Consider the following 24,255-nt stretch of genomic DNA (forward strand, 5'->3'; position numbering starts at 1 on the left):
GCTCATAACTCCACTATTTCGACGCTGACTTCTTTTACTGGTAAATTTTGTGTTGCCCAATCCATTACTTTTATGTAGTCTGCTATCCCAGCTACTGTAGGAAACTCAAACATTATCTGTACAGATAGGTCAAGTTCAAAAACTGAGTTGATCTCTGACAGAACTTGGGTAGCTAGTAGGGAATGTCCCCCTAGTTCAAAAAAGTTGTCCTTAACGCCAATGCGTTCAACTCCTAAAACTTCACTCCAGATTTGAGCGATTTGAGCTTCAATGGGCGTGCGCGGTAAAACAAAGCCAGTAGAAAGATTTCTAGTTGCTCTATCAGGTGTTGGTAAGGCGCGACGATCTACCTTGCCATTGGGTGTTAAAGGCAGGGCATTGAGGACGACAAAAGCTTGCGGCACCATGTAATCAGGTAGCTTTTGTTGAATATATTCACGTACCTGCGGCACCAGTTTCTGAACTAACTTGCCGTATAGAGGATTGTTAGTGTAGTCAGTCCAGGGTTTGGTTGTGACGGCTGAACTATCCCAAAAAGCATAGGCGGCATAGCCCAACCCAGGCATCGCCCGTTGTGTGTCAGATGTCTGCCTTAAGTTATGATGGTAGAACACCACATCATAGCAACCATCCTGGCTACTCTCCCACCAACTGAGGTGGACAGTGTAACCGAGTTGCTGCCCCAACTGGCAAAACTGCTCTGGATTGACTCCAACTATTGGCTGTTGTGCTAATACCTGCCGCAATTGGCTGACTGTTTCCACATCTGGTGGATTTTCCAACCATTGCCAAATCTGTAATGCTTGCTGCACCCGTTGATTCGGCACGCGCTTAATTCCCAGCATTTCTGGCTGCTCTTTTTGCAGTTGATTTTGAATTTGTGTGAACGAAAGCCCGTCTAGTTGCCAATTTAACCAAGTAACGGTATTTGCTTGAACATTAGTACCGACATGGAGGGTAACATCATAGCGGAATTGGGTTAGCTCATTTTGAGCGTAACCGCGTTTGGGCTGAATCTCTACCCAATCAATCTGAGGAAAACGCGTCTGAAGGGCAATAAAGAAACTGGAATCAATAACTAATTCCTCCTCAGCAGCCATACTAGAATGTACCATTCGCTGCCATTGTTCAATAGTTCTATCCGACTCTGCTTGGGACAACTGCACGGCTGCGTGGTATGGCTCCAGTAATGGCAAACTGCGGACATCCCCCACGAAGATCGTACCCTGTTGAGCGAGCGCCGTCATTGCTCCTTCGAGAACCTGCAATAAATACTCAATGCTGGGGAAATACTGGACGATTGAGTTCAAAATAACAGTGTCGAATTCTCCTTTAGGGATGCCTGTAAAGTTATCTGCCAGTTGGTGCAGCAACTGCACATGTTCTAGACCCTCAACCTTGTTACATATTTGCTCAACGTACTGTATGGCGGCGATGGAATAATCGGTTCCCCAATACTGTTGACAGTGCTTGGCAAGACGAGATAGAAGTAATCCTGTTCCACAACCAATTTCTAATACGCGTTGTGGAAAATTAGCTTGAATTCGGCTGACTGTATTCTCAACCCACTCCTGCATTTCCCAATCTGGGATGGGTTGCTTGGTGTAACTACTGTTCCAACCAGCAATATTAAATGTGAGGTCATCTGTGGATGCTTGAGCTTGTCCATAGGCTTGCTCATAGAGCATTTGCCAGTCACTAACGTACTCACTCTGCAATTGGGCAACCTGCTGAGGTAATGTTTGACGATGAAGAGCGGGTACTAAGTAAGCTACCAGACATTTATCACCAAGGGTGTCTTCTTTTACTACTACAACACTCTCTTGTACGAAGGAGTGTTGATCCAAAACTGCTTCGATTTCTCCCAATTCAATTCGGTAGCCACGAATTTTTACCTGATTGTCGATGCGCCCCAAATATTCAATATTACCATTGGGTAAATAGCGTGCTAAATCCCCAGTTTTGTAAAGCCGGGAATGCGGCTCATCGCTAAAGGGATTAGGAATGAATTTTTGTTGTGTTAACTCTGCCCGGTTAAGATAACCTCGCGCCAAGGAATCACCAGCAATATGCAATTCTCCTGACACACCAATCGGTACTGGCTGTAAATACTCGTCTAAGATGTAGATTTGTGTGTTAGCTATGGGACGACCTATAGGTGGTGAAATCTTATGATCTCTTCCATCACAAACTACTATCCCTGAAGTTGCGACAACAGTATTTTCAGTTGGGCCATAGTTATTCACGACCTGGAAAGGGAGTAAATTTGATGGATATCGATGAAGTTTATCTCCCCCAGTTAGTACAGTTCGCAAGGCTGTATTTTCTGTCCATTCCAGAGACAATAATTGCTCTGCTACTGGTGTTGGTAGAAAACTAATGGTGACATTTTTCGATTTCAACCAATCTTGCAAATCCACTGGGGATGCAATGATTCCCGGCTTGAGTAAATAAATACTTGCTCCGACGGTTAGGTAAGGCCACAATTCCCATACAGCAGCATCAAATGCTATTGAAGCTAACTGAGTGGCTTTGTCACTTGAGGTGATTTCAAAAGCTCTTTGATGCCAGAATACGAGATTTAGCAGTGCATCATGGGCAATTAATACTCCCTTCGGCTGCCCCGTAGAACCAGAAGTATAAATCACATAAGCCAAGTCACTAGCTTTCGTAGCAGTAAGGACATTCTCCTGGCTAGACTGAGAAATCACTTGAGCATCAGTATCTAAGAATACTTGGTTTGCTTGATTTGGGGGCAGTTTGTCAACGAGTTGCTGCTGGGTCAGCAGCACTTTAACTTGAGCATCTTCAAGCATAAAGTGCAAACGTTCAGTTGGATACTCTGGGTCAAGTGGTACATAAGCCCCACCCGCCTTGAGAATGCCCAACAGTCCCACAACCATTTCTAAAGAACGTTCGACACAAATACCCACCAGCACACCTGGTTTCACACCCAGGTTTTGCAAATAATGTGCTAATTGATTTGCCTGTGCATTCAACTCCTGATAAGTGAGTTGTTCTTTTTCAAACACCACAGCCACTGCATTAGGCGTCCGTTCGACTTGGGCTACAAACAAATGATGGATACATTGGTTACTCGGATAAGCGGTATAGGTGTTGTTCCACTCTACTAACAATTGCTGCTTTTCTTGTGCAGTCAGTAGAGGTAATTGGTTGACTGGTTGTTCTAGGTTAGTGGCGATTGCCGTTAATAAATTCTGGAAATGCTGCATCATGCGGGCGATCGTCGCCGCATCAAATAAATCACTGCTGTAATAGCAAACGCCTTCAAGACCTTGGGGAACTTCCCAAAAGTGAACTTCTAGGTCAAACCGTACTGCATCAAGCTCCAAAGGTATTTCCTCGACCCTTAAACCAGGCAGATCCCAAGGATTGGTCGGAGCATTCTGAAGGGCAAACATCACTTGCACCAATGGGTTGCGATCTAAGTTTCGCTCAAGGTGCAACTCTTCGACTAACATCTCGAAGGGCAAATCCTGATGGTCGTATGCGTTTTGAGTAACCTGTCGCACCTGCTCCAGTAAGGCTTTAAAGGTCAGTTTTTTGGATAAATCGAACCTCAGTGCTAAAGTGTTGACAAAAAATCCAATTAACCTTTCGATTTCTTTGCGGTTGCGATTGGCAATTGGAGAGCCAACTACAAGATCCGTTTGTCCACTGTAACGAGACATTAACACCACAAAACCCGCCAGCAGTGTCATAAACAGAGTGCTTCCTAACTCTTGGCTAATCTGTCTAAGCACAGAAGTTAGCTTGTTATCTAGTTGAAACCGCTCTGTTCCTCCTCGAAAAGTCTGGATAGCTGGGCGGGGGCGGTCTGTAGGCAATTCCAACAAAGGTGGCGCTCCCGCTAACTCCTGCTTCCAATAGCTTAACTGACGCTCTAGTACCTGATTTGTCAGCCATTGGCGCTGCCAAATGGTAAAGTCGGCATACTGTACAGATAACTCTGGTAATACAACAGAACTACCCATAACAATGGCTCGATAATGGGCAGACAGTTCGCGGATCAAAACGCCTATTGACCAACCATCAGCAGCAATATGGTGAATCGCTAATAGTAGTACGTACTCGTCTTGAGAAACTCGCCAAAGCATGACCCGCAACACAGGATCGTTAGCTAGGTCAAATGGTTTGTAAGCTTGGTTTATCGCCTGTTGCTCTAGTTGCTTCCAGGGGTCTGGGATATTCTGTAGATCCACCATTGGCAACGTTATGGTTAAATTGGGGGCTATTACTTGTACTGGTTTGTCGTGCTTGACCTCAAAACGAGTACGCAGAACTTCATGGCGCCGCACTATCTCCCCAAGCGCCCCTTCCAAAGCTTTGATATTGAGATTCCCTACCAGACGCACGGTGAAAGGTATTGTGTAGGCACCACTTTCGCCTTCCAACTGATGCAGAAACCACAGGCGCTCCTGTGCCCAAGATAGAGGTATATCTGTGTTTCTGGAAACGGGTACAATCGGAGGAACCGTCAAACCTGAACCAGTTTGAAGTTGCTCGCTCAAAAGTTTTGTTAAATGGACGACACTCAAACCATCCAAGAGTTTTGGTATTGGGATGTCCACTTCCAACTCTGCTTGCAAACGGTTCCTGAGTTCGATAGCCATCAGGGAATCTAGACCGTATGCAGTAAAAGGCTCCTGAATATCTATCTCATCCGGGGACACTCCCAGGGACAGGGCGAGACGAGAAACAAGCCAAGTTGTGATCGCTTCTTCTGTAAAAGCTGGTTTGAACGATTCCCCATCGGCTTGCAACTTATCTGAAGAATGCACTGAGTCACATTGGGCTTCTACTTCTTGTTGGAGTTGTAGTAAGTCTACTTGTTGAAGACTCACTGTCCAATCTCCGACTACATCCAAATTTCCATTCAAAAAACCATCCCGACAAGCTAGGCGCTGAATCTTACCACTGGATGTTTTCGGGATACTCGCTGTCTTCAGTAGCACAATAGCATAAACTTGTAGCTGGTGCTGCTCAGACACTGCCTGACGAATAGCCCTAACTACCTCATCTACATCTATCTGACGTAAGTAACTCCGTTCTACCTCTTGAGCAATGACTAACCGTTCAACACCTTCTACCTCCACGGAAAATGCTGCCCCGCAATTCGGTCGCAGTGCTGAATGACTCTTCTGAACTGTCAATTCAATATCCTGGGGATAATGATTTTGCCCCCGGATGATAATCACGTCTTTGATACGACCTGTGACGAATAACTCGCCATTAAGCAAAAATCCTAAATCTCCTGTGCGTAAAAACGGTCCAACTCCTGTATCTACCAAATATGCCTGAAAGGTTTGCTCAGTCGCTTGATCTCGCATCCAGTAACCTTGTGCGACCGTGGTACCTGACACCCAAATTTCTCCCACTTCTCCTGGAGGGCAGGTTGTCAACGATTCTGGATGCACAATCACAATTTTCGTATCAATTTCGCTATATCCGCATCCCACCAAAGTTAGCGATTCTGGCTCTTGTTCTTGAGCCTCTACCACGCGATTTTGTCTCAGTGCCTCTGATTCAACTGTATAAAAAGTGGGCAAGTCTTTGGCTCTAGTGGCAGTTACCTTGAGAGTAGCTTCGGCTAAACCATAACCAGGGCAGAAAGTCCTAAGGTTAAAACCACATGAGCTGAACAGTTCGGCAAACCGTTTGAGAACATCTGCTCTAACTGGTTCAGCACCGTTAAGAGCCATACGCCAGCTGCTTAAATCTAAAGTGGCGAGTTGTTCTCTTGTGACCTTATCTACGCATAGTTGATAGGCGAAGTTGGGAGCACCGCTATGAGTTGCTTTGTAGCGTGAAATCGCTTCAAGCCATCGCATTGGTCGCACCAGAAAGGATGTGGGAGCCATCATGTAACATGGAATTCCCTTATATAACGGTTGAATAACTCCATAGATGAGTCCCATATCGTGAAAAGTAGGAAGCCATGTGACTATGGCGCTTTCTGATGTGTGATCCCATCCTTTGTCAAGGTCTGTTGAATTGGAAAGTAGATTGCCATGACTCACCATTACACCCTTTGGTGTTCCCGTAGAACCCGATGTGTACTGTAGAAATGCTAAAGTGTCACTGTTTATTTTTAAAGGCTGCCAAGAGAGTGCAAAGTTGTTCGTAAGATTCTCGGTATCTATGTAATGTAAAGCTGTTAGTTCTGGTTCTTGCTTTAAGCTGTGTTCAATATTAGTCAGAACAGATGTCGTTGTCAGGACGAAACTAGCTTGGGCATCTTTCACAATCGCTTGTAGTCTTACCATGTGCTGATTATGACGTGGGGGATACACAGGAACAGCAGTAACACCTGCGTACAGACACCCGAAAAAAGCCACAATGAATTCCAGTCCAGGCGGGTATAAGAGCAGCGCTCTTTCTCCACTAGCTTTCATGCTTTGTAATTTTGCAGCAAGCGATCTAGCTTTTTGATCTAATACTTCATAAGTTAGGTTAACTTCTTGTGTTTCTCCATCAATTAAAAAGGTATATCCTACCTGGCTTTGTTGCTGTAGCGCTCTTTTGCGTAACAGGTCAACTAAAGTTGCTTCACCACGAGTTGGTACTGAAAATAAATTGTTGTCCATTAACGCTCCTAGCTCTTTAAGCAAGCATCAGTGAAGTGAGAATCTTTGTACAAGGTTGTTGCTAAAAGTCATATTGCTCAAAGAGACGTTTCCATCATAAATGAACATCCCTCCTCCCATTTCCGCACCGCCTCCACCTCTGCCACTATCCCCTCCTTGAGCAGTCCTGTTGGTAATAGTAAGGTCGAAGAATTTCACGTTTCCCGACAAGATGAAGAAGGGACGCAAATCTCCATTGTCAGTTTGCCCATCGTTATTGACATCGCCACTGACAGTCTTGCCGTTGCCGATGATGACGATATCACTGTTAACCAGATTCTTCATCACCCCGGTAATTCTGGTGTTCGTTTTCAATTCGATCGCGTCAGTTCCTGCATTGCGGTTGGCTTGGAGGATAGCATAGCTGAGAGTGCCTACGGTGTCTCCGTTTCTGTTATCAGTGGTTTGAGTGACTTTATACAGTGTCATAACCTTAACCTCAAATTTGTTTACCAATTTGGCAACAAAAATAGGTGTAATGAAGAGGTTGCCGAAAGCACATACCTTTTCATGACCGATAATCAGGTTTATTTAAATACTTACTTTTAATTTCTGGGCTGGCCGAGGGCAACTATTACAAGTATGACTAGATTAAGGGATATATCGCACAATATATTTAATACATTGACGATGCAAGGACAGTTAAGACAGTTAAGCCAAGTTTTAAATAAACATCATGTAACAGCTTAATTGCTTTATATTATCTTCATAATACTTGGTTATTAACATTAATCGCCTCATGTGACCACTTTTCAGTTTGTGACACGGGCGGCGCGGAACTTTCGCTTTCTTGAGCCGCTTTCACTTCAACACCAAAGACTTGGTTTTCTCCCGATAAGGAAGCTGAAATTCCCTGTTTTAGCTGCCCCTGTTTTTGATTAGCGATGGCTACGCCCGCCGCAGGCATCGCTGAATTTAAAGATTTTTCATTTTGTGCGATGAGCACGGCGAAACAAGTATCTTCTTTATGAGGGAATATCGCTTCAACGCCAGAGACTTGGTTTTCAGCGAACAACGAAGCAGATTCACCCTGTACAGCATCCACAAGCGGCAGCGATGTACAGTCCATTGCCACAGGCAATTCTTCCTCCTTCTCTGACACGCTTTCAACAGTCTGAGGCGAAGCGACCCCCAAGGGAGCGATCGCCGTCTCATCTCCATGCGAAATTTCTGTAAGCGTGTCAGAGTTACACCTCACAAACTCTTCAAAAGAGTTTGTGAGGTGTAACTCTGACCAGTTCGTGAGGTTTCCTGGAAACCTTGCTCTGACTGGTCTTTACCTAAAGTAGATGCTTCGTACAAAGTACCCATTTCTTCAGAGCCAGCATCTTTATCTGAATCCCTAGCATTTGATTCTCGTTTTTCAGCATTGGCTTTCTCCCAGAACTCCTTCATCCGGCTACCATGTAAATTCTGCACCATCCACTTCACTGTCTCCCGGCCATCCTGAATTGACTTGTCAGGTTTGAAAATGAATAGCCCACTGTCAGATAGAATTTTCTTCGCAGAGATAAAAGTACTGTACCCCAAAGCAGAAGTTAACGGCATCCACCGAGAACCGTAGGGGTCAGCCGTCCAGCATTCCTGCCACAGTTGCGTAACTGAAGGCTTTTGTTGCGAAGCCCAGAGCATATCTTCTATGGGAATAATCACATGAAGTCTTTTATATGGGGATTGTGGTTTAGTGGCAGCAGACTTTTTGAGCTTGGGACGGGTAATGGTTGCAGTCATTTTACAATCTCCTATTTATATTGACGCACGGAAATTTCCCCCACTGTGATGCGGGGCTTGGTACTTGTATTTGGTTGTCTAAAAAATCACCGATTCACTGAAAGCTTATTGAGGTTGCCAGAATCGCAACTCGTCTCGGAAATACCTATCAGTTTTCTTGGACTGGTTTTGCCAGTGATCCCAAGCAACTACCACTTCCTCGCCCAAATCCTCTACCACCTCACCCCTCTCGACATATAAAGTACGGTACGGGTCGGCGTGAGCAACAATAGAACCAACGCCAATAGTGTCGGGTTGAGAGGATGCGTTCTGTAGAGCAGTAATTAAATCAGTCTTTTGGGTTGTTAATTCCGCCCAGTAGTCCTGTTTAATCACCTCATATTCTTGGGCAATATCCCGAATGGCACTAAGAAAAGGGAAAATCGTTGAGGCAGCAGGGGTGCAGAGGAGCGGAGGAGCAGGGGAGAAAGAAGAAATTTTAGGCATACGAACAGATATTTAGAAATTCCTCTCTGCACCCCTGCCCCCTGCTCCTCTACAATCCTTACGCTGCCTACTATTCAGCTTAACTTAGTGCCATTCGGCAATATCCCAATAGTCCTGCCAGCTACACCCAGGTTTTGACAGCACCCGCCGAATGTCGCTAACTGCTTGGGGCAACATTTCTAATTGCTCGGCTCGATATGCGATCGCGGATTGTGTCGGTTCACTTCCCAGAATGATTGCCGCAGCTTCAAGCGCTTGGGTATTCTTCATAGCACTGGCAAGGTTTTTCAGTGCCATACCCATCAGCCGTAGACATTCTTTGGCATTCTCCTTGGGCGGTTCCTGGGCTAGTCTACTTAGCTTACTAACCGTCTTTACCTTTCCATGTTCCCTCCTCGCTTGCTCTTAGCAGGTCGGTTCCATACGAAAAAAAGAAAAAATACATAAATCAGTCTATTCATTCTTTTATACTACATGTATAATACAAAATATATCACCACTCAGTTGGTGACTATTTGTCGCTTGAACAAAAGGAAATTTTATGATTCCCCGAACACGCATCCGAAATATTGGTATCTCTGCCCACATCGACTCTGGTAAAACTACGTTGTCAGAGCGAATTCTCTTCTACACGGGCAGAATCCACGCTATTGAGGAAGTGCGGGGAGGCGGTAAGGGTGCAACGATGGACTTTATGCCAGAAGAAAAACTACATGGTATAACCATCACTTCTGCTGCTACCACCTGCCAGTGGCACGATACCCAAATCAACCTGATTGATACACCTGGACACGTAGATTTCACAATAGAAGTGGAACGCGCCTTGCGGGTATTGGATGGGGCAGTGATGGTGCTGTGTGCTGTGGCGGGTGTGCAGTCCCAGTCCATTACGGTGGATCGGCAAATGAAGCGCTACCGAGTGCCGCGTTTGGCGTTCATCAACAAGATGGATCGGACGGGAGCAGATCCATTTCGTGTAGTACAGGGAATACGCGATCGCTTACAACTAAATGCAATATTGCTCCAGTACCCGATCGGCAGTGAAGACCAATTCCAGGGAGTGATCGACCTGGTAGAAATGACTGCTGACTACTTTGAAGGTGAAAACGGGGAAAACTGGCTTTTTAAACCAATTCCCGAATCACTTAGGGATGAAGCACAACAGGCACGCGAAAGATTGCTAGATACTTTGTCGCTGTTTTCAGAACCGATGACCGAGATGTTACTGGCGGGTGAGGAAATTCCTAAAGAATTAATTTGGGAAACCATCCGACAGGCAACCTTGAGCCTAGAATTCACGCCTGTACTGCTGGGTTCGGCATTCAAAAATAAAGGAGTGCAAAACTTATTGGATGCAGTTACGCTTTATCTACCATCTCCGATAGATAGAGAAGTGGTCAAAACCGCAGAGTCGATTAGTGTCTACCCTAACCTCGATGCTTCCTTGGTGGCGTTGGCATTTAAACTCACTGTTGAATCCTTTGGGCAGTTGACCTATACCCGGATTTACTCTGGGACGCTCAAACCCGGCGATACAGTCTACAACTCGCGGACTGAACAGCGAGTGCAAATCGGTCGCTTGGTGCGGATGCACGCCAATAAGCGAGAAGAATTAAAAGTTGCCGTTGCTGGGGATATTGTGGCTCTGTTGGGTGTGGATTGTGCTTCTGGTGATACATTATGTTCTGGGGAACCACTGGTATCTCTAGAGAAGATGTTTGTGCCAGAACCAGTGATTACGCTAGCGATTACGCCCAAAAAGCAGGAAGACAGCGATCGCCTTTCCAAAGCACTCAATCGCTTTCAAAGGGAAGACCCTACCTTCCGCTTGAGCATCGACCCCGAATCAGGATCAACTCTGATTTCTGGGATGGGTGAACTCCACTTGGAAATCTACCTCGAACGCATCCAACGGGAATATAATGCCGAGGTCTACGTTGGTACTCCCGCCGTGGCGTACCGAGAAACCATTAGACAACAAGCAACCTTTGACTACCGATTTAAGAAACAGTCAGGCGGCCCTGGTCAGTACGCTCATATTACTGGGTGGATTGAACCCACAGATGAACCGTTTATCTTTGAGAATCGGGTAGTTGGGGGTGCAATTCCCAAAGAATATATCCCTGCGTGTGAGAAAGGTTTCCGTGAGGCGATGCAATCAGGGCAGTTGGAAGGCTATCCCGTAACTGGCGTGAAAGTCGTTTTGGATGGTGGTTCTTATCACCCAATTGACTCTTCAGAATTGGCCTTCCGGTCAGCGTCCCATCAGGCTATTGAAGGTGCAATCGCCAAAGCAAAACCCTACATCCTCGAACCCATCATGCTTGTAGAGGTGGAAACACCCAACGAGTTCATGGGAAGGGTTCAGGGTGACTTATCCTCCCGTCGAGGTTTGTTGTTGGGTTCTGAGACAATGCAGGGATACACGGTGATTCGAGCCGAAGTACCGCTAGCGCGAATGTTTGGGTATTCTACAGAATTGCGATCGCTTACTTCTGGTATGGCTACTTTTTCAATGGAGTTTGCCTGCTATCGTCAGTCCTGAACCTATTAGACATCTCCGAAAAAGAATTGTTTTGACGTAGCAGTGCTATGTCTCTACAAGGGTTCTGGGTAACACATATTTAATTTCTGGAGATGTCTATTTGTGAAAATTCGTGGTGTCCAGATCCCCGACTTCATAAAACTTGTCGGGGATCTAACTTTTCGCAAATGATTTAGGATTGCTAGAGTCGAAATTAGTGATCGCCTTTGCTTGGGTTTAAATCATCTCTACCATTTAGAGAATCAATACTATCTAGTTCATTTGGCGATATAAGTGTCCGCCACAATACTGGATCAAGAGTGTGTTGCTTAATCGCTTACTCTGTCTAGTTTTTAGACTTTTTATTACGTCGAACTCAGGTTTTATAAAGTTCTCAAACTACCGCTCACCCTACTCTCCCCACTCAATCAACACCCCATCCACAATCGCAACCCCCCACTGCGGAAACTTCGCCAGCAGTTTCTTGATCACAATCTGCAAAGCCGGATCATTCCAGCACTCTTGCAAGAAGTCAAACCCCGAATTCTGCCCCGAATTCGCCGCTCGATTCAGTTTCTCCCTTCTTACAGGTCGCAGATTTGACCTTGCTACAATCGCCTCATGCAACCATTTTTCAGAATTTTGCACAGATACGGCGGAACAAGTACCTTCATGAACTGCTTTGATTTCTACACCTGAAACTGAATTTTCAGTCATCAACTCAGCAGAGGGGCGACTCGGTTCTATTTTCTGATCTGCGATCGCTTCCTTGGAAGAAAATTCATTTTGAGCAGCGGGCGCGGCGGAATCAGTGCCTTCAATAGAGTCTTTCCGTTTCCTCTCATAGCTCTGAGGCTTGCATAGATGTATTGCAAGTTGAGTAATTTAACCACTACAAAAGAAATATTGTGTTACATTCCGTAAAAGCGCACACTGAAGATGTATGTAAAGTATTGCCTAGCGTTTCATTAGCAAAACTTTCACACAGGAAATTGAGTAGTGGTAAAAATCAAGCAGATTTGGCAGAGATTGATTCCTAACCCCCAGTACATAGAAAAAGTAGGAGATGTTGTAGAGTCTGGGGCAGAAGTTTCTAAAGCTGTTCTAGAATTTGCGTTCGCCCTCGGTGTAATAGCTAATGCCCCATCAGCATCAGTGATAGCTGCTGGGTTATCGTTTGTAGGGATTGCTCGAAATGGATTAAAACTACTGAGTGAGAAAACAAGCCAAAAGTTTGAGATAGAGGAATGGGTAGCGGTTGCTTGCCCCCTAGCTTATATAAATAGCTTTAATACTTTAGTACAGAGAGATATTTGGTTACAACAAAAGCTGGATGCAGAGATAACAAATCAAGAAGTTAAAGCTCAATTTAATCAACTAGGAGAAATAGAACTAAGTAATAATCAAGCTGAAAAAGCATTGACGGATTTTCCAAATTCGATACTAGGACAGTTTCTAAACCAGCAATTATCAACTTACTTACAACAGGCTAAAATTGAGCAGAAGATTATTTCCCTAATTACGGCGTGGGTTGCCTGGGACACATATAACTATATAAAACAACTTTTCTTATACGAGCCAGAAGATGTACGTCAAGTTTTAAATTTGATGATAACAGCAGCACAAGAGGTAAGGGCAAATGATAAATACACTAGCATAGAGTTATATTTGACAGAACAGATATCATCCTCACCCAGCAATCCAATACTACAAGAGCGATGGAAGGTAATAGGTGAAGAATTTAAAATACCTGATATTTATGTGCCATTAAAAGGTCAGTTGTTAGATAACAATGGTCAATCAAAAGCACATGAATCGACTGTTAATTTAGAGAATTGGGTAAGAGAGCAACTGAATAAAGTTGATAGAAGTCGGCAAGTCATATTTATTCAAGCAGGGCCAGGAAGAGGGAAAAGTGTGTTCTGTAAAATGTTTGCAGATTGGGTGAGGCAAAACGAGCATCCTCGTTGGACACCCATTCTGATTCGTTTGCAGGATATCAAAATATTGGAGAAGGATTTTGAAGAGACTTTGCGAAAAGCAGTAGACTGTGATTTCGCCAAAAATGGCTCTGGTTGGTTAAGCGATCGTAATATCCGTTTTCTATTTATATTGGATGGCTTCGATGAGTTGTTAATGGAAGGCAGAAGCAGTGGTGGGCTAGAAGAATTTTTGAAGCAAGTGGGGGACTTCCAAGAAAACTGTGCCAAAAACCCAGAAAAAGCTCATCGGGTGATAATTACAGGCAGAACACTCGCATTACAAAGTATTGAGCGCTTCTTGCTACCAAACAATCTGGCTCGTGTAGAAATTCTCCCAATGGATGATATTTCCCAAAAGCACTGGTTTGATAACTGGGAGCGATTAGTTAAACAAGAAAGAAAACCTACATTTCAACAGTTTCTACAAGATAAACGATGTCCAAAACGAATTCGAGGCTCAAATGATGAAATTGGGTTAGCTCAAGAGCCACTTTTACTTTACCTATTGGCAGCAATGTATCGGGATGGTGAATTAACCATTGAACTATTTGCTGATACTAGTGCGATTGGAGCAAAAATTTTAATTTATGAAAAGGCGCTGGGTTGGGTACTTACCAAACAACGTTCCAAATATTTAAACCGTTCTCTGACCGAGATGGAAATCGAGGACTTGCGACGTATTCTAGCAGAAGCGGCTGTCTGCGCTGTGCAATCAGGCAAAGAATATGCAGCAATTCCAATGATTGAAGCGCGAATGAATCAAGATAATCGAGCCAAGGATCTGCTGAAGAAAACACAGCAACGCTTACAAGACAATCCTTTAAGAAATGCTTTAGCAGTATTTTATTTACAAGCAAGCACTAAAGGGCTGGGTTCAGTTGAGTTTACCCATAAGAGCTTTGGAGAATTTTTGTGTGCTGAACGTTTCAAGGAATTCTTGGAAGATTGGTCAAAGCCTGGAGATAGACGTAGAAATCTGTATTATATTGATGACGAAACTATGGATCGCCAGATTTACAATTTGTTCTGGTATGGAAGACTAACGTCTGAGATTGTGGAATATTTGATGGAGTTGCTGAAAAATCATTCAGAGTTTGATCCAGACTGTTTATTTGACCGTTTAGAGAGATTCTACTTTCAATGGAGTAATGGAGAATTTATTGATGCGCCATCCGGCAACTTACCCTTCAATACTTACGTGGATATAAAGCAGCATAATATTCCTTCAGGAATAAGGCAAGTCGATATTTATGTCGGACTAAATGTAATGATTTTGCTACTAGAACTGCATCGTTATATCCAATCTCAAAATCAGTTAAAAGATAAAAAAACCTTTCCTCTCTGTGGAGAAACAGACACAAAAGATTTTGATAAGGATCGATTGCTTCGGATTATTGCTTATAGCAACTGTATATCTGGTTATACGTTTCAACGTGTAGTTGGAAAATTTATCTCTAACGTCGATCTTTCTGATTGCCGCATTTTTAGTGCTTACCTTCCTAAAACTAATTTCCAAAATGCCAATTTGAGCCGTGCAGATGTAAGTAGGGTTAGTTTTGCTGCGGCAAACTTAATGAGCGTTAACTTCACTGGAGCTAATCTCAGCCGCACCAATTTAAGTCAGGCTAACTTAGAAAATGCCAATTTCAGCCAGGCTAATCTCTTTGGAACAAACTTTTTTGGCGCTAACCTCAAAAGTATTACCTGGGACGAGCAAACAAAGTGGAATGATGCTCAATGTATAGAAAAAGCAATAAATGTTCCAGCAGCATTGCAGCAAGAGTTAGGGATAGTCCTGAAGCCTTCTACACGAAATCTACCACCTAAAGATTTAGATTGAGGAAATTATGATTGTAATTTTGATGGGAGTTGCGGGATCTGGCAAAACCACAATTGGTCAAGCACTTGCAGATGCAACGGGATGGGAATTTAGCGATGCAGACTCCTTTCACTCAGGAGCAGCAAAGGAAAAGATGGCCAAAGGGGAACCATTAACTGATATAGATCGCACACCCTGGTTACAGATAATGCAAAATTCTATCACTCAATGGTTACAAGAAGAGAAAAACGTCATCTTGGCTTGCTCGGCCTTGAAAGCTAGTTATCGCCAAATGCTCTATTGCGATCATCCACAGGTGCATCTATTTTATCTGAAAGGAAGCTATGAGTTGATTGAGCAAAGATTGCATAATCGCATCGGGCATTTCATGAAAGCTGGTCTCTTACAAAGCCAGTTTAAGACGCTGGAGGAACCAACCCAAGCAGAAGCAATTTATATTGATATTTCACAAAATTTAGAGGTGATTGTTCAAGAGATAAAAAATTACCTGTAGCTGGCTGTCCATTACTGCCTATAGAACCCATTTGGGATCTTTTACAATGTAGAGAAATCAAACTAAGAGATGAGGTAAATGTACTCAAGTAGCTTAACGGATCAAGAGTGGTTAATCATAGAACCGCTATTGCCAAATAAAAAGCTGACTCGTCCACCAACATGGACTAAACGAGAAATCTTAGACGGTATTTTCTATCAACTCAAAAACGGATGTAATTGGGGAGACTTACCCAAAGATATGCCTCCCTACTCAACCGTGTACTGGCATTATAAACAATGGCGAAGTCAAGGAGTCATCAAAACAATTATGGAGGAATTGCACCTCATATTGCGACAACAAGAAAAAAAAACTTGTGGACAACCCTGATCATGATTGACTCTCAAGCCGTCAAAAATACTTGCAATGCTAGTGTAGAGACGAAAGGATTTTGTTTTTATAAATGTACAAATGGTATTAAGCGTCATCTGGCGACGGATAGTCAAGGCTTTCCCCTGTTTGCCCATTGCACCAGTGCCAATGTGTCTGATGACAAAGGGCTGATTGAGTTATTAACTCTCAATATTGACTATTTTAAATCAAAACCCTTTGAACTACCCAAAACGACCATCCTTTTGGACAATGGTTATCATCCTGAGACCCTCGAAAAAGAGTTGCTCAAAGTCTATCCAGAGATCATGAGCAAAATTCAGTTTGAACTTTCTCCCAAACCCTCTAAAGCCAAAAAAGCCGAGAAAGGTTTGTCTGGATTTGTACCTGTTAAGACTCGGTGGGTCATTGAAAGAAGTAACGCTTGGATGGAGCGATGCAAGTCTTTGGTAAAAAATTTTGAGCGCACTTTGGCTTATTCCACTACCAAAATTCATCTTTGCTTTCTCCGACTCTTACTACGCAGATTAGCCTCCTCTTGAGATCCCAAATGGGTTCTATCCCTCTCCTAAGAAAACAGAATGGTTTCTTTCATCCATAGTGGGCGATCGCTCATGAACAGCTTCTGTCACTTTCCGAGTATTCTGAATAAAATGATTAAAAGAAAAAACTCTGGAAGGTAAGTAGGGCAATGGATGTAGAATTACAAGTTCTCAAACATTTGGCAAGAGATCCTCATCCAACAGTTGGTATCATAGATGAATATTGTGCAGAGTATAAAGAGCTATTTAAAGAAGTAAGGAATTATGAGTGCTTCAAATATTTACACCTGGGTATAATATCAACGATAAAAAGAAAGTCGTTACCAGAGATAGCGAAGGTAGTGAGTATAAATTCGGCACAATCATTACATCATTTCTTAGCAAATTCAGATTGGTCAGTAGATAAATTAAAACTCTTAAGATTAAATAAACTGAAAAAACAATTAGATGGTCGTGCAATTACATTAGTAATAGATGAAACAGGAGATAGAAAAAAAGGTAAGAAGACAGATTATGTGGCTAGACAATATTTAGGCAGCGTAGAGAAAATAGATAATGGAATAGTTTCAGTCAATGCCTATGGAGTTTACGCTAACATAACTTTTCCATTAACCTTCAAAGTATTTAAACCAAAAGGAACATTAAAGGAGTCAGATAAATATAAAACGAAAATAGAGTTGGCATCAGAGATAATTACAGAGTTAATGGAATCAGGCTTCAATATTGAATTGGTATTGGCTGATAGTTTATATGGTGAAAGTAGCCAATTTATTAGAAAAATAGCAGAATATAACTTAGGTTATGTGGTATCAATTAGAAGTAATCATGGAGTCTGGTTGCCTTCAGAGCAAAGTGTTAGGGCGAATAAGTGGTGTAAATTTGAGAGAACATTTAGCAATGAAAAATCAGAGACTAGATACATTAGGGAAATAATTTATGGTAAAAAAAGAGCCATAACTTACTGGGAAATAACTACTGACCCAGAAACCATGCCAGAAAACTCTACCTCTTTTGTGATGACGAATATTCAAGGGAATTTGAAGAAGATTTTAGGCAACTTATATGGATTAAGAACCTGGGTAGAATATGGGTTTCGACAGTGTAAACAGGAACTAGGCTGGACAGATTACCGTTTTACTAATTTCCAACATATTGAGAGATGGTGGGAGATTATTTTTAGTGTTTATACGATGATTAGTTTAAAATCTCCAGTTTTCTTAGGCTTGAATCAATCGCGTCAACTTGAGACTGAAGCACAAGAAAATATTGATGTTGATTTTTCTAATCATCCACAATGGAATCATGAATCTGGATGGAAGAATACTTTAAATAATCTTCGTCTCATTATCCAACCACTTTTACTATTTTGGTTAATTTATCCCTGGTTAAGTATTTTCCCTAACTCACATTTGTTACTGGGATTCAATCATTTAATTGCCGCAATGAATCAATTTAAACCCTGTTATACTTCTGCATAATTTAGCTTCTTTACTACTTGCTTATTTCGGAGAGTGACAGAAGCTGTTCATGAGCGATCGCCCACTATGGATGAAAGAAACCATTCTGTTTTCTTAGGAGAGGGCTATACAAGCGATCGCTCCTACATCACTCACCTGTCCCCTATTCACAGATACAGCTAGCAAAGCAGACCAGGGCAGGTTAGCCTTTCTTCAGTCACTAGGTTCACCACAACGCAGTTCTCAGATAGTTCCTGTAGGCAAAAAAGTCATAAGATTCAGTATTGAAAAAAGAGGTATTGATTATAAACACAAACTTAGAAGAATTTTCATATCTATGGGATAGCCCAGAATCTGATTGGGCACTGTTAAAATTCTATGCTTCATCTTCAGAAAAAGAACCAAGATATTTAATTGTAAACATGCAAACTAAGCGAGGTTTGCTAGTTCACGATGATACTCTATATCAGCTTATAAAAGAAACTATGCTTGAGAAAAAAGTTCGCATTGTCTTAAGTTTATAATAATGTTGTAGATCGGAACAGCACTGAAAAAAACTATAAACTATCTCCATAAACATTGCAGGTTAGAATCTGCCAGTAATTGAAATGGGAATCGCTAACCATTCCACTTCATCAACACCCCATCCACGATCACAATCCCCCACTGCGGAAACTTCGCCAAAAGCTTTTTGATCACAATCTGCAAAGCCGGATCGTCACTCCAACACTCTTGCAAAAAATTAAACTCCGGATTTTGCCCCGAATTCCCCACAACCTTGAGTTTCTGCATCCGCTCCGGTCGCAGATTTGACCTCGCAACAATTGCTTCACTCGACCATTTTTCGGGATTTGGCACGGACACGGCGGAACTTTCACCCTCATGATCCACTTTCACTTCAACACTAAAGACTTGGTTTTCTCCTGACAACAAAGCTGAATTTCCCTGTTCTACTTGCCCCGGTGTTTGATTAGTGATCGCCAAACTTGAAGAAAATTCATTTTGTGCGATAGGCGCGGCGGAACAAGTACCTTTATGATTGTCTCTCACCTCAACGTCACAATCCTGGTTTTCAGCCAACAACGAAGCAGGATTACTTTGTGCAGCATCCACAAGCGCCAGCGATGTACAGTCTATTGCCACAGGCAATTCTTCCTCCAACTCTTCCACGCCTTGAACAGACTGAGGCGAAGCGCCCCCCAAGGGCGCGTGAGCCGTCTCCTCACAGGGCAAAATCTCATTTAGCGTGTCAGAGATACAGCTAACGAACTCTTTTGAAGAGTTCGTTAGCTGTTCCTGAGCAGTTCGTGAGGTTTCCTCGAACCCTTGCTCTGAATCACTTTGACCTAAAATAGATGCTTCGTACAAAGCACGCATTTCTTCAGAGCCAGCATCTTTCTCTGAATTCCCAGCATTTGGTTCTCGTTTTTCAGTATCTAATTCTCGTTTTTCAGAATTAGCTTTCTCCCAGAACTCCTTCATCCGACTGCCATGCAAATTCTTCACCATCCAGCTAGCCGTTTCCCTGCCATCCTGAATCGACTTGTCGGGTTTGAAGATGAATAGCCCACTGTCGGAGAGAATTTTCTTCGCAGAGATAAAAGTACTGTAACCCATCGCAGTAGAAAGAGGCATCCAACGAGAACCATAAGGGTCAGCCGTCCAGCACTCCTGCCATAGCTGATTAACTGAAGGCTTTTGTTGCGATGCCCAGAGCAAATCTTCAATGGGAATAATGACATGAAGCCTTTTATATGGGGATTGTGGTTTACTAGCAGCCTTTTTGAGCTTGGGCTTTGTAATAGTTGCAGTCATGTTTCAATCTCCTGTTTATGTTGGCGCACGGAATTTTCCCTACAACGATTGCAGGGCTTGGTACTTCTATTTGGTTGTCTAAAAAGTCACCGATACACTGAAACCCTATTGAGGTTGCCAGAATCGCAACTCGTCTCGGAAATACCTGTCAGCTTTTTTCGATTGCTCCTTCCAACAATCCCAGGCAACCACCAACTCTTCGCCTAAATCCTCTACTACTTCGCCCCTTTCAACATATAAAGTACGGTAGGGATCGGCGTGGGCAACTATAGAACCAACTTGAATGGTGTCCGGTTGAGAGGATGCGTTTTGGAGTGCGGTAATTAAATCAGTCTCTTGAGTTGTTAATTCCGCCCAATAGTCCTGTTTAATAACCTCATACTCTTGGGCAACATTCCAAAATTCCTGCCACGTACACCCAGGCTTTGACAACACCTGCCGAATATCACTAATCGCCTGGGGTAGCATTTCCAGTTGTTCGGCTCGGTAAGCGATCGCAGTTGGTGTAGGTTCACTCCCCAGAATGATTGCCGCAGCTTCGAGAGCCTGGGTATTATTCATAGCACTGGCAAGATTTTTTAAAGCCATACCCATCAGCCGTAGACATTCTTGGGCGTTCTCTTTTGGGGGTTCGGCAGCTAGCGATCGCAGATCAATCGTTTTCTCTAGGGCTTGTTTCACCTGTTTGTTCAACGCTTTGGTTGCTTGCTGGGTCATGATATTTCCCCATTCTTGAGAAGGACGTTGTTCTACAGCACGTTCTAATTCCTGAATACGTTGCTGGAGTTGTTGATTCTCAATCTCCAGCTTTCTCAACCCTTCCATCTCATCCAGCCGTTCCTGCAACTGGATGTTTTGCTCCCTTTGTTGCTTGTACAGGTTTTGCAGAGATTGAATTTGCTCAATTACTTGTTCTTCTGCTCTGGCCGATACTTCTGCTTGTAGCCCAATTCTCAATTCCTGCTCTAGACGCTCTAACTCCTGCTGGTGTTGCTCTTTGATTTGGGCGATGGCCTCAGAATATTCTTTTGGGTAAGTCCGCTCACTCGATTCGGACACAATTGCGTCATTTAAACCAGCCAAATCAGCATTGTTGATCAACAATCTTTCACCATCGCTGAAGGTGACAATCTGCTGATAGTTATTGGGTGCGTCTGCCTTAATCACTCCCGAATCCCCGTAACGAGGATGTGAAAGGGAAGAAACAGTCACAGAATTACACAATTGCGTTTTGACTTTTTCTTGTTTTGTGCTACTGGTTCTAGTGGGTGACGTATTTTTTGGAACGACCTTCTGAACTGCTTTGGCGAAGTCTGCGGCAGTGGGGAAGGGTTTTTCTTTGGCTGCGATCGCAACAGCTTGTTCTAACTTATCGGGAGTTTTGACCAGCAGGTGAAAGCCTTTTTGGGTTTTAGCTTCACTTTGAACTCAGAAGTTTTAGTTACTGAAGTGAAAATAAAAGCTTAAAAATTTATTAAATAAAAGTTTCAAAATCTAGCTGAGATTATTGTTTTCGGAGTAACAAAACAGGGTCAATAAGCATAGCACGTTTATGAATATTGAGTAAAATCACCGTCATAAAACATAATAACAAAGTGTAATTAGCTATATAAATTACTGACAGCTTGAATATTTATGTCATAAATGCACTATAGAAAATTGTTTTTATTTCTATAGAGTAAAAAAACATCAAATATATAGCTAAAAAGGTGGTACTATGCTCTGGAATCGATATTTGTGGATTTGTAGCTTTATAAAGATTGTAAATAGTACGATTCATCAAGTCCTTCTCTTTAGTAATAAGCAAATACCAGTGTTGTAAAGGGCAAAAGAAACACTTCTATACATCTTGTGTTTTATGAGAACTGAAGATGAGTCAGGCAAAGGAATTATATTCAGTTCGTTGTGGAATTGAAGCTTAACGGCATGATGCAGTTAGGTAAGCTGGAGAGCTACCAAATAGCAGACTAATTAACGCTCCAATCAAGTATTGGTGTGAAATTTTTCGATTCATGCAAAAAAGCCTTACATAACACATAATTTGTGTCAATAAACAAGCCGATAATTTTTCTAAAATCTGCATAAATAGCTCAAAATCACCAGATAAAACAGTTAAGGAGAACCCAAACTTAAAAGCTTTAGCAAGGAAGAGGGAATGAATAACATAGTTTTAGGGCTAGCGCTCGTATCATCGAAAAATGCCACTTATGAGTATAAAAAAGCTATCCATTATCTAGCTAAAGTGGTAATATTTTCTGACTTATGTTGAGTTGTGGCTTTGTACAGATAGTCAGTGAGTCAATGTCTTACAGATATTTGTTACCATCAAAGATTCCTCAAAGTATAAATATTTAGCAATAGAGTCCATAACAGTATCCTTTTGTATAAGAGTTAAGAGGTTAATATGCCAAATGAAGAAATGTTCAGCCTATTTAGAGACATCAAAGTTATTGGTGAATACAAAGATCCCGAAATAGCTGTCAAGCTAAAGCAAATGAAAGATCCCGAAGTTTTTGGTGGTGCTGAAGCGGATATTACGCTAGAAGGTAAGCGCGGAGGGCTTATTGAAGATTGGTTTAATCCGCCGTGGAAGTATGCATCTCATAAATTTGGCTATATTGCACCACAGAAATCTGATTTTAATCAACCACAGATTATTCAATATACAGGTGCTGTTAAACCGGATCGCACTCTCAGAAATGCTCGTATTAATATTCGGTTAGATCGGTTGCACATTGAAAAGTATCCAGGTGGTGGGACACACAATGTATTGGTTACTTTTGCAGCACGTAACCAAATTGCTGAAACCCAGGAGTCAGTTAGTTTCAGCCAAACCTACCGAGTTAACGAAGGACAGTCAGCAGGTATTGTTGGCTATCCTATCTTTATAGGTTTGAATGTAGGCTCACAAGGGGTTGCCTTTGAATGCTCGACGGTAAACGTCAAAAATGAAGAGGATCAAGCAATATTAAGTGCTTTAGAATCTTCTCCATTTAAAAGTGGACTCAAACTTTTAACAACTGCACAGCCAGCAATCGCACCTTTTACGGAAATTACTCTAGGTGTTGTCAAATTAATGGCGCAACGCTACGAAAATGTAGCTGTACAAAAGTTTTACCTCGGTCTCGATTTTGACCAGGCTGCCTTGGGAGCTTCTCTGGTTGAAGGTAACTATATTGCTGTGCAGGCTGATGATGAAATTAACTGGAGTGAGTGGGTTTATAAACCAGATATGGGTGCGATCGTGAAAAAGGAAGATGATTCTGCGACCTTATCTTATAACTATGTAATATTCCGAGTTAGTAGATATGAGGAATAAGCAAATCGTTTGGCAGTAAACGCTTTTAGGATTAATGAGAAAGAGTATATCCGAGTCCTGAATAATCAATAAACAACAAGGGAAAACATCTTGAATAGCTTGAATCGGTTAAAGGAAAAAGCCATTATAGATCAAAATTTAACCGTATTTGTTTATTATTCTGGATATGGATTATTAGATAAAATGACTAAGCGCTATTATTTGCTTCAACATGATATTAAACCAACTAAACTTGCCAGTTTAGACCTAGCAGCAGGAACATTTACAGATGCTTGCGGCAAATTGGCTCTGAACGTTTTTTAGTAGTAATTGATAGTTGCAATACAGCAGGGATTGCTGCTCCTAAAATAAGCAGACATGGAACTTTTAGAAGAGTTTATATAAAGAGGAGATATATTTGATATGACTTCATCTAAAGAGATAGATTTTCGTATCTTAGTTAAGGCGATTGAGAATGCTTTTGATGTTAACGATTTGCATGACTTGATCGACTTTGATCTTAAAATGTCACCGGGACAATTTATTGCTCAGAATGCAACTCCTTCCAGTGTTGCTAGGGCATTAGTTGAAGATGCCCGAAAAAGAGGAGAGATAAAGAAACTACTTGAAGCAATTTATGAGCAGAGACCTAATAATCCAGATGTGAAAAGCTTTTATCAAAGCTATTATTCATTGATACCTGGGTCATCTACACCAAACCTACCCAATGTAGATGAGTTAAAACAAAAGTCAGATGATGTGACTAAACTTTTTGGGCAGATGGTCGATTTACTCTTAAGAGTTCCAGATACAGCCAGCTTTAATACTCGAACGGCCCTTTTATCAGGTATTCCTTCCTTAGCTCGAGATCAGACCAATGCTCGAACTGACTTTGTTTCTATTATCAATCAGCTACGTGAGCTTTATGGTAACAACTTTTCAAGGGAGCATGGCTTATTGACTCTGATTGACAATGCAATTTTGTATACAACTGAGGAAACCCCATTAGGGCAAGAGTTGTTGAGTTTAAAGGCTCGACTGAAATAATTCTGATTAAAGGATAACTAATTT

At 42.3% G+C, this 24,255-nt stretch carries 19 protein-coding genes and 1 pseudogene; 11 read left to right on the top strand and 9 right to left on the bottom strand.

What is annotated here, in order from left to right; translation table 11 throughout:
- Positions 1–2 precede the first annotated feature (2 nt).
- The 6 genes and pseudogenes from G1O98_RS10615 to G1O98_RS10635 all read right to left on the bottom strand — a co-directional run.
- Positions 3–6,608, bottom strand: a complete 6,606-nt coding sequence (locus tag G1O98_RS10615) for a non-ribosomal peptide synthetase (RefSeq protein WP_163928761.1) — start codon at positions 6,606–6,608, stop codon at positions 3–5.
- A gap of 27 nt (positions 6,609–6,635) precedes the next feature.
- Positions 6,636–7,076 (bottom strand): hypothetical protein, encoded by a 441-nt coding sequence (locus G1O98_RS10620; protein ID WP_163928762.1) that lies wholly within the window; start codon positions 7,074–7,076, stop codon positions 6,636–6,638.
- Positions 7,077–7,353: 277 nt separating this feature from the next.
- Positions 7,354–7,845 (bottom strand): hypothetical protein, encoded by a 492-nt coding sequence (locus G1O98_RS39835; RefSeq protein ID WP_345940541.1) that lies wholly within the window; start codon positions 7,843–7,845, stop codon positions 7,354–7,356.
- Complete coding sequence (locus G1O98_RS39840; RefSeq protein WP_243458395.1) at positions 7,842–8,378, bottom strand: hypothetical protein; 537 nt, start codon at positions 8,376–8,378, stop codon at positions 7,842–7,844. Before G1O98_RS39840 ends, G1O98_RS39835 begins: the two co-directional genes overlap by 4 nt.
- A gap of 105 nt (positions 8,379–8,483) precedes the next feature.
- Positions 8,484–8,864, bottom strand: coding sequence for a hypothetical protein (locus G1O98_RS10630; RefSeq protein ID WP_345940542.1), 381 nt, complete (start codon positions 8,862–8,864; stop codon positions 8,484–8,486).
- 96 nt (positions 8,865–8,960) lie between these two features.
- A pseudogene (locus tag G1O98_RS10635) lies at positions 8,961–9,215 on the bottom strand (hypothetical protein); the annotation flags it as partial.
- Between the two features lie 190 nt (positions 9,216–9,405).
- Here G1O98_RS10635 and fusA point away from each other — a divergent pair.
- Positions 9,406–11,409 carry an elongation factor G gene (gene fusA, locus G1O98_RS10640; RefSeq protein ID WP_163928763.1) on the top strand — a complete coding sequence of 668 codons (2,004 nt, stop codon included), beginning with the start codon at positions 9,406–9,408 and terminating at the stop codon, positions 11,407–11,409.
- A gap of 390 nt (positions 11,410–11,799) precedes the next feature.
- Here fusA and G1O98_RS39845 read toward each other — a convergent pair whose 3' ends face one another.
- Positions 11,800–12,105 carry a hypothetical protein gene (locus G1O98_RS39845; protein WP_243458396.1) on the bottom strand — a complete coding sequence of 102 codons (306 nt, stop codon included), beginning with the start codon at positions 12,103–12,105 and terminating at the stop codon, positions 11,800–11,802.
- 282 nt (positions 12,106–12,387) lie between these two features.
- Between G1O98_RS39845 and G1O98_RS10655 the strand changes: the two genes are divergently transcribed.
- The 7 genes from G1O98_RS10655 (at position 12,388) to G1O98_RS10680 (ending at position 18,595) form a co-directional block, all read left to right on the top strand.
- Positions 12,388–15,210 carry a pentapeptide repeat-containing protein gene (locus G1O98_RS10655; RefSeq protein WP_167306187.1) on the top strand — a complete coding sequence of 941 codons (2,823 nt, stop codon included), beginning with the start codon at positions 12,388–12,390 and terminating at the stop codon, positions 15,208–15,210.
- A gap of 7 nt (positions 15,211–15,217) precedes the next feature.
- Positions 15,218–15,703 (top strand): gluconokinase, encoded by a 486-nt coding sequence (locus tag G1O98_RS10660; RefSeq protein ID WP_163928764.1) that lies wholly within the window; start codon positions 15,218–15,220, stop codon positions 15,701–15,703.
- A 78-nt stretch (positions 15,704–15,781) separates the two neighbouring features.
- A complete protein-coding gene (locus G1O98_RS10665) occupies positions 15,782–16,072 on the top strand; it encodes a transposase (RefSeq protein ID WP_243458397.1) in 291 nt (96 codons plus the stop codon).
- 2 nt (positions 16,073–16,074) lie between these two features.
- Positions 16,075–16,614: a transposase gene (locus tag G1O98_RS10670; RefSeq protein ID WP_163928765.1), complete on the top strand. Its 540-nt coding sequence runs from the start codon at positions 16,075–16,077 to the stop codon at positions 16,612–16,614.
- Positions 16,615–16,763: 149 nt separating this feature from the next.
- Positions 16,764–18,092, top strand: coding sequence for an IS701 family transposase (locus G1O98_RS10675; RefSeq protein ID WP_163928766.1), 1,329 nt, complete (start codon positions 16,764–16,766; stop codon positions 18,090–18,092).
- 33 nt (positions 18,093–18,125) lie between these two features.
- Positions 18,126–18,254: a hypothetical protein gene (locus G1O98_RS40680; protein ID WP_275941771.1), complete on the top strand. Its 129-nt coding sequence runs from the start codon at positions 18,126–18,128 to the stop codon at positions 18,252–18,254.
- A gap of 101 nt (positions 18,255–18,355) precedes the next feature.
- Positions 18,356–18,595 (top strand): hypothetical protein, encoded by a 240-nt coding sequence (locus tag G1O98_RS10680; RefSeq protein WP_163928767.1) that lies wholly within the window; start codon positions 18,356–18,358, stop codon positions 18,593–18,595.
- Between the two features lie 94 nt (positions 18,596–18,689).
- Here G1O98_RS10680 and G1O98_RS38960 read toward each other — a convergent pair whose 3' ends face one another.
- Together G1O98_RS38960 and G1O98_RS10690 are read right to left on the bottom strand one after the other, a co-directional pair.
- On the bottom strand, positions 18,690–19,886 hold the full coding sequence (locus G1O98_RS38960) for a hypothetical protein (RefSeq protein ID WP_175586620.1): 1,197 nt from the start codon (positions 19,884–19,886) through the stop codon (positions 18,690–18,692).
- A gap of 105 nt (positions 19,887–19,991) precedes the next feature.
- Complete coding sequence (locus G1O98_RS10690) at positions 19,992–21,098, bottom strand: hypothetical protein (protein WP_345940543.1); 1,107 nt, start codon at positions 21,096–21,098, stop codon at positions 19,992–19,994.
- A 1,192-nt stretch (positions 21,099–22,290) separates the two neighbouring features.
- On the opposite strand from G1O98_RS10690, the gene G1O98_RS10695 reads away from it, so the two are divergent.
- From G1O98_RS10695 to G1O98_RS10705, 3 genes are all read left to right on the top strand, one after another.
- Positions 22,291–23,205, top strand: a complete 915-nt coding sequence (locus tag G1O98_RS10695; protein WP_243458398.1) for a hypothetical protein — start codon at positions 22,291–22,293, stop codon at positions 23,203–23,205.
- Between the two features lie 90 nt (positions 23,206–23,295).
- Positions 23,296–23,508: a hypothetical protein gene (locus G1O98_RS10700; RefSeq protein WP_163928768.1), complete on the top strand. Its 213-nt coding sequence runs from the start codon at positions 23,296–23,298 to the stop codon at positions 23,506–23,508.
- 99 nt (positions 23,509–23,607) lie between these two features.
- Positions 23,608–24,231: an effector-associated domain EAD1-containing protein gene (locus G1O98_RS10705; protein WP_163928769.1), complete on the top strand. Its 624-nt coding sequence runs from the start codon at positions 23,608–23,610 to the stop codon at positions 24,229–24,231.
- The last annotated feature ends 24 nt before the right edge of the window (positions 24,232–24,255 follow it).

It is taken from the genome of Nostoc sp. UIC 10630 (assembly GCF_010747425.1).
Lineage (GTDB): Bacteria > Cyanobacteriota > Cyanobacteriia > Cyanobacteriales > Nostocaceae > Nostoc.